Origin of the sequence: Mycolicibacterium vaccae NBRC 14118 = CIP 105934 (assembly GCF_001552715.1) — a bacterium.
In the GTDB taxonomy this organism is placed as follows: Bacteria; Actinomycetota; Actinomycetes; order Mycobacteriales; family Mycobacteriaceae; genus Mycobacterium; species Mycobacterium vaccae.
The window spans coordinates 1-6,079 of record NZ_BCRS01000238.1 but is presented as its reverse complement, the minus strand read 5'-3'; the positions used below and the strand labels follow the sequence as shown (position 1 = coordinate 6,079).

5 protein-coding genes are annotated in these 6,079 nt (G+C 68.9%); 4 read left to right on the top strand and 1 reads right to left on the bottom strand.

Annotated elements, in window-relative coordinates:
* Positions 1–841: LysR family transcriptional regulator (locus tag MVA01S_RS28035; RefSeq protein WP_060941783.1), on the bottom strand; the 841-nt coding region annotated here is incomplete at its 3' end.
* Between the two features lie 246 nt (positions 842–1,087).
* Between MVA01S_RS28035 and benA the strand changes: the two genes are divergently transcribed.
* From benA to MVA01S_RS28015, 4 genes are all read left to right on the top strand, one after another.
* Positions 1,088–2,455: a benzoate 1,2-dioxygenase large subunit gene (benA, locus tag MVA01S_RS28030; protein WP_003931696.1), complete on the top strand. Its 1,368-nt coding sequence runs from the start codon at positions 1,088–1,090 to the stop codon at positions 2,453–2,455.
* A 1-nt stretch (position 2,456) separates the two neighbouring features.
* Entirely contained in the window at positions 2,457–2,981 is a 525-nt protein-coding gene (gene benB, locus MVA01S_RS28025) for a benzoate 1,2-dioxygenase small subunit (RefSeq protein WP_003931695.1), read from the top strand.
* Entirely contained in the window at positions 2,965–5,640 is a 2,676-nt protein-coding gene (gene benC, locus MVA01S_RS28020) for a benzoate 1,2-dioxygenase electron transfer component BenC (protein WP_051015323.1), read from the top strand. The genes benB and benC overlap by 17 nt, the downstream gene beginning before the upstream one ends.
* Positions 5,641–5,677: 37 nt before the next feature.
* Positions 5,678–6,079, top strand: a 402-nt coding sequence (locus tag MVA01S_RS28015; RefSeq protein WP_159426362.1) for an ATP-binding protein, incomplete at its 3' end; no start/stop codon positions are given.

Sequence of the window (6,079 nt, the reverse complement as noted above, 5' to 3'; positions counted from 1 at the left end):
CGACGACGGGCTGGTCGGCGCCGGCCCGCCAGGCCAGTGCCAGCTCGACGGTGCCGCCGTCGACGAGGTCACGGAAGACCACGCCGCGCAACGGGAGTGCACGCACCGACGCGGGCACGACCGCGACACCGAGCCCGGCGGCGACCAGGGCCAGCAGGACCGCGGTTCCCGGGGCGCCGTGTTCGCGGTGCGGGACGAAGCCGGCGCGGCGGCAGCTGCGCATCACCGCGTCGTTGACCGCCGAATCCTGTGCGGCGTAGCCGATGAACGGTTCGGTGCGCAGGTCGGCCAGCGAAACCACCGGTTCGGCGGCCAGCCGGTGATCGGCCGACACCGCCAGGATCAGCGGCTCGACGTCGATGACGCGCGCCTCGATGTCCGTGCCGGTCGCGGGCGGGCGCAGCACGGCCAGATCCAGGGTGCCGGCGCGCAGCGCGTCGCACTGCGCGGGCGTGAGCATGTCGGCATGGATGTCCAGCGCGACGGCGGGCAGTTCCTGCCGGACGATGCGCGCGATCTTGGGCAGGTGCGAGAACGCCGCGGTGCCGGTCAGGCCCAGTCGCACCAACCCGCTGCGGCCGGCGGCGATGCGGCGCACCCCTCGTTGCGCCGCATCGACGCCGTCGAGGATCCGGGCGGCCTCGATCCGCAGGAACTCACCGGCGGGCGTCAACGACACCTGACGGGTGGTCCTGGTGAACAGCGTGGCGTCGAGATCGTTCTCCAGTTGCCGGATCGCGTACGACAGAGCGGGCTGCGCGATGTGCAGCTGCTCGGCGGCCTGCCCGAAATGACACGTCTCGGCGACGGCGAGGAAGTAGCGCAAGTGGCGCAGCTCCATCGGACGCTCCTTTCGGTCTGGCCTCGGGTGTGGTCACCGCCCCTGGCCGGGGCTGATGTGACTGCCGACACCTCCGACCGTAGACCCGAGATCCATATCGAACAAAGACCTGTTATCGCCTGATTAAGCGTGATTGTTTATCAATTACCGCCCAGGGCAGGACTAGCAATATGCCCAGTGTGACCGCCGACACTAGCTGTCAGAGTGCAGGTAGACATCACGTTCACCAGCCGCGGAGGCCCCTCGATGACCACATCTATCCAACCCACCAGCCGTGTGGAGTCGGTCCTCGCCGACGCCGTGATCGACGACCCGGAGGGCGGCGCCTACAAGGCGAACCGGCGCATCTTCACCGACGAGGACATCTTCGAGCTGGAGATGAAGCACATCTTCGAGGGCAACTGGATCTACCTCGCGCACGAAAGCCAGCTCCCCAACCCCGGCGACTACTTCACCACCTACATCGGCCGCCAGCCGGTGGTGATCACCCGCGCCAAGGACGGCACCCTGAACTGCCTGATCAACGCCTGCGCACACCGCGGCGCGATGATCTGCCGCCGCAAGACCGACAACCGGATGACGCTGACCTGCCCGTTCCACGGCTGGACGTTCCGCAACGACGGCGCACTCCTCAAGGTCAAGGACCCCGAGGGCGCCGGCTACCCGGACACCTTCAACGTCGACGGCTCGCACAACATGACCCGCGTCGCCCGGTTCGACAACTACCGCGGCTTCCTGTTCGGCAGCCTGAACCCCGACGTGCTGCCGCTGACCGAACACCTCGGCGACGCCACCAAGGTGATCGACATGCTCGTCGACCAGTCCCCCGACGGGCTGGAGGTGCTGCGCGGCTCCTCGACCTACACCTTCGACGGCAACTGGAAGGTCCAGGCCGAGAACGGCGCCGACGGCTACCACGTCACGGCCACGCACTGGAACTACGCCGCAACCACCAGTCGGCGCAACACCGGTGAGTCCAAGAACGACACCAAGGCCCTCGATGCCGGGGGGTGGGGCAAGTCCGGCGGAGGTTACTGGTCCTTCCCGCACGGCCACCTGTGCCTGTGGACGTGGGCGGCCAACCCGCAGGACCGCCCGTTGTGGGACAGACTCGACGAGCTCAAGGCCGCGCACGGCGACGCCAAGGGCGAGTTCATGGTCAAGGGGTCACGCAACCTGTGCCTCTACCCGAACGTGTATGTGATGGACCAGTTCTCGACGCAGATCCGGCATTTCCGACCGATCGCCCCGGACAAGACCGAGGTCACCATCTACTGCATCGCCCCCAAGGGTGAGAGCGCCACCGCCCGGGCCCACCGCATCCGCCAGTACGAGGACTTCTTCAACGCCTCCGGGATGGCCACCCCCGACGATCTCGAGGAGTTCCGGTCCTGCCAGTTGACCTTCCGCGCCGAGGCGGCGCCGTGGAACGACATGAGCCGTGGTGCGCAGCACTGGCTCAGCGGGCCCGATGAGGTGGCCAGGTCGCTGGGTATGGACGGTGTCATCTCGGCCGGGGTGAAGAACGAAGACGAGGGCCTCTACCCCGTGCAGCACGGCTACTGGTTACAGACGATGCGCGACGCCGTCGCCCGCGAGACGCAGGAGAGCTGACATGACTTCCACCGAAACCCTTGGCAGCGCGCAGAAGCTGATCACCCAGAACGCCATCGAGCAGTTCCTCTACCGCGAGGCGCGCTACCTCGACGACCGTGAGTTCGAGAAGTGGCTGGACTGCTATGCCGACGACGTCGTCTACTGGATGCCGGCCTGGACCGATGACGACCGCCTCGTCGAAGACCCCCAGCGCGACATCTCGCTGATCTACTACTCGAACAAGGGCGGCCTGGAGGACAGGGTCTTCCGGATCCGGACCGAACGGTCGTCGGCGACCTCGCTTCCCGAGCCGCGCACCAGCCACAACATCACCAACGTCGAGGTCATCGAACGCCGCGGTCACCTCGTGGACGTGCGGTTCAACTGGCACACCATGTATTTCCGCTACCACACGGTCGACCCGCACTACGGCACCTCCTTCTACACCATCGACTTCAGCGGTGAGCAGCCGTTGATCCGGCGCAAGACAGTGGTGCTCAAAAACGACTACATCCACCACGTGGTGGATGTGTACCACTTCTGAGGTGAGCGACGTGACCGAAACCTACTCGGTGGCTCTGTCTTTCGAAGACGGAGTCACCCGATTCATCACCTGCCGTCCCGACCAGACGGTCGCCGACGCATCCTACCGGCAGCGCATCAACATCCCGCTGGACTGCCGCGACGGCGCCTGCGGCACCTGCAAGGCCCTGTGCGAGGACGGCCGGTACGACGGCGGCGTCTACATCGACGACGCGCTGTCCGCCGACGAGGCCGAGGCCGGTTACGTGTTGCCGTGCAGCATGAAGCCCCGCTCGGATCTGGTGCTGCAGATCGCCGGCACGTCGGACTCGGCCAAGACCCAGGCCGCGACCTACCAGGGCACCCTGACCCGGCTGGAACGGTTGTCGAGCACCACCGTCAAGATCGGTGTCGAGATCCCGAACCGAGGCCAACTCGCCTTCCTCCCAGGCCAATACGTCAACATCGCGGTACCGGGAACCGACCAGAGCCGGTCGTACTCGTTCTCCAACGCCCCCCACGAAGAGCTGCTGACCTTCCTCGTCAAGCTCACGCCGGGCGGGGCGATGTCGGACTACCTGGCCGGCCGCGCCCGGGTCGGGGACGCGCTGAGCTTCACCGGACCCAACGGGTCGTTCTTCCTGCGCGAGGCCGACCGGCCCTTGCTGCTGCTGGCGGGCGGCACCGGTCTGGCGCCGATCCTGTCGATGCTGCGCACCATGCGCGCGGCCGGCAGCACCCGCACGGCCCACCTGATCTACGGGGTCAGCACCGACGAGGACTTGACCGCGGTCGGCGACATCGACGAGATCGCCTCGGCGCTACCGTCTTTCACCTGGGACTACTGCGTGTCCGACCCGGCGAGCTCGGCACCGAACCGCGGCCCGGACCGGGCCTACGTCACCAGCCTGATCCGCCCCACGCACCTCAACGGCGGCGACCTGGCCATCTACCTGTGCGGTCCGCCGCCGATGGTCGAGTCGGTGCGCACCCATCTCGCCGCCGCCGAGGTCGAGCCGACCGGCTTCTACTACGAGAAGTTCGGCCTGGCCAAGACCACTCCCACCGCCGCGGCCCGCGTCCCCGACGCGGCACCGGGCGGCTTCGAGGAGATCCGGCCGGTGCCCGACGCGCGCTCGGTGGCCGGCCAGGTGGTGCTGGCGCCGGCCGACCTACGCCCGGTCGACCACCGGCCGGCCGTCGCCGAAGCCGATACGATCCGCCGCGTCGCCGGGCAACTGGTGTCCATGGCGGACTCCTCCGGTCCGGCGTCCGCCCCGCTCGACGGTGACGACGGGCGCCTGCTGCCGTCCGGAGCGCGCACCATCGCCGGTCAGTCCGTGTTCGCCCCGGAGGCCACCTCGGCCGCGACGCCGACCACACCCGCGCCCAATGTCGTCGTCGGGGACGACGGTTACGAGATCGGCGAGCAGCACCCCGAGGTGCGCAAGTCCGACGCGTTGTTCGAGGCGCGGTCCGCACTGGAACTCGGCGCGCTTGAGCTCACGATGGGCCGGCTGACCAGTCAGCAGCTGGCGGGCTACCGGTTGCTGGCCGAGACGACCCTGCCCTATGTCGAGGGTGAGCGGTTCGTCGACGCGGAGCAGTACACCGAGACCAACGCCGCGTTCCACGACTATCTGTTCACGCTGACCGGCAACGAACATCTTCTGCGCGCCTACCAGGCGCTCGGGGTCAAGGGCCGGATGAGTGAGGTGCTGCGTCATGCGACGTGGTGTCACCCCCGTTGCGCGCAGGACCACGTCGACATCGTGGCCGCGTTCGAGTCCGGCGACCGCGACGCGGCTCGCGCGCTGATCGTGGCCCACGCCGAACGGTCCAAGCAGACGATGCGGCGGGCGATGGCCGACACCGCCGAGGCCGCCGCCCCGGCGTTCGTGACACCGGGCCGGTTCGCCGGCAAGGTCGTCGTGATCACCGGCGCCGCGCAGGGCATCGGCGAGCGCACCGCACGCCGTATCCACGCCGAGGGCGGCACCGTGGTGCTGGCCGACCGGTCCGAGCTGGTCAAGGAACTTGCCGACGAACTCGCCGCGCGCTCGGCAGCGGTCGCGGTGACGGCCGACCTGGAGTATCACGAAGGCGCCGAATCGGTGATCTCGCAGGCACTCTCGGCGTTCGGCCGAGTCGACGTGCTGATCAACAACGTCGGCGGGGCGATCAACTTCAAGCCGTTCACTCAGTTCAGCGCCGCAGAGATCCGCGCAGAGATCGACCGCTCGCTGATGACCACGCTGTACTCCTGCCACGCCGCACTGCCGACCATGGTGGACCGCGGTCAGGGCGTGATCGTCAACGTGTCCTCGGCCGCGACCCGCGGCATCCACCGCATCCCCTATTCGGCGGCCAAGGGCGGGATCAACGCGATCACGGCGTCGTTGGCCATGGAGTACGCCGACGCGGGCATCAGGGTGGTGGCCACCGCGCCCGGCGGCACGGCCGCACCGCCGCGGCGCATCTCCCGCGGCACCCCGACGCCGGCCGACGAGACCGAGCAGGCGTGGTTCGACGCGCACATCTCCCAGACCCTGGACTCCTCGCTGCTCAAGCGCTACGGCACGCTCGACGAGCAGGCCGCGGCGATCTGCTTCCTGGCCTCTGACGAGGCGTCCTACATCACCGGCACGGTCCTCCCGGTGGCCGGCGGCGATCTCGGCTGAACGCGGCGGCCGCCGACCTACGATGGTGGGCGTGCCCATGGCGCCTGTCACGTTCGTCGGTCGCGTCGCCGACCTCGACGAGCTGACCCGGCGGGTGCTGGACACCTCGACCGCCGGGCTCACCGTCGTCACGGTCACCGGACCGCCCGGCATCGGCAAGACCGCGCTGCTGCAGCAGGTGGCCGACCGCGTGCCGGCCACCCGATGGGCCACCGCGACAGACTGGGAGCACGGCCACGACGGCGCCGTGCTGTCGCAGCTGCTGCAGGCGCCGGCCCCGGCTGAACCGGCCGCCGGCGCGGCGGAGCTGGCCCGCGTGCTGGCCGGCCCCACCCCGACCCTGGTCGTGATCGACGACGCGCAGTACGCCGATCGACTGTCCTGTCAGGCGCTGTCGACGCTGACCCGCCACCACCGCGGGCTCCCGGTACTGGTGGCC

Coding starts and splice junctions, on each gene's coding strand:
- benB (WP_003931695.1), top strand. CDS start 2,457: ATGACTTCCACCGAAACCCTTGGCAGCGCGCAGAAGCTGATCACCCAG.
- benA (WP_003931696.1), top strand. CDS start 1,088: ATGACCACATCTATCCAACCCACCAGCCGTGTGGAGTCGGTCCTCGCC.
- benC (WP_051015323.1), top strand. CDS start 2,965: ATGTGTACCACTTCTGAGGTGAGCGACGTGACCGAAACCTACTCGGTG.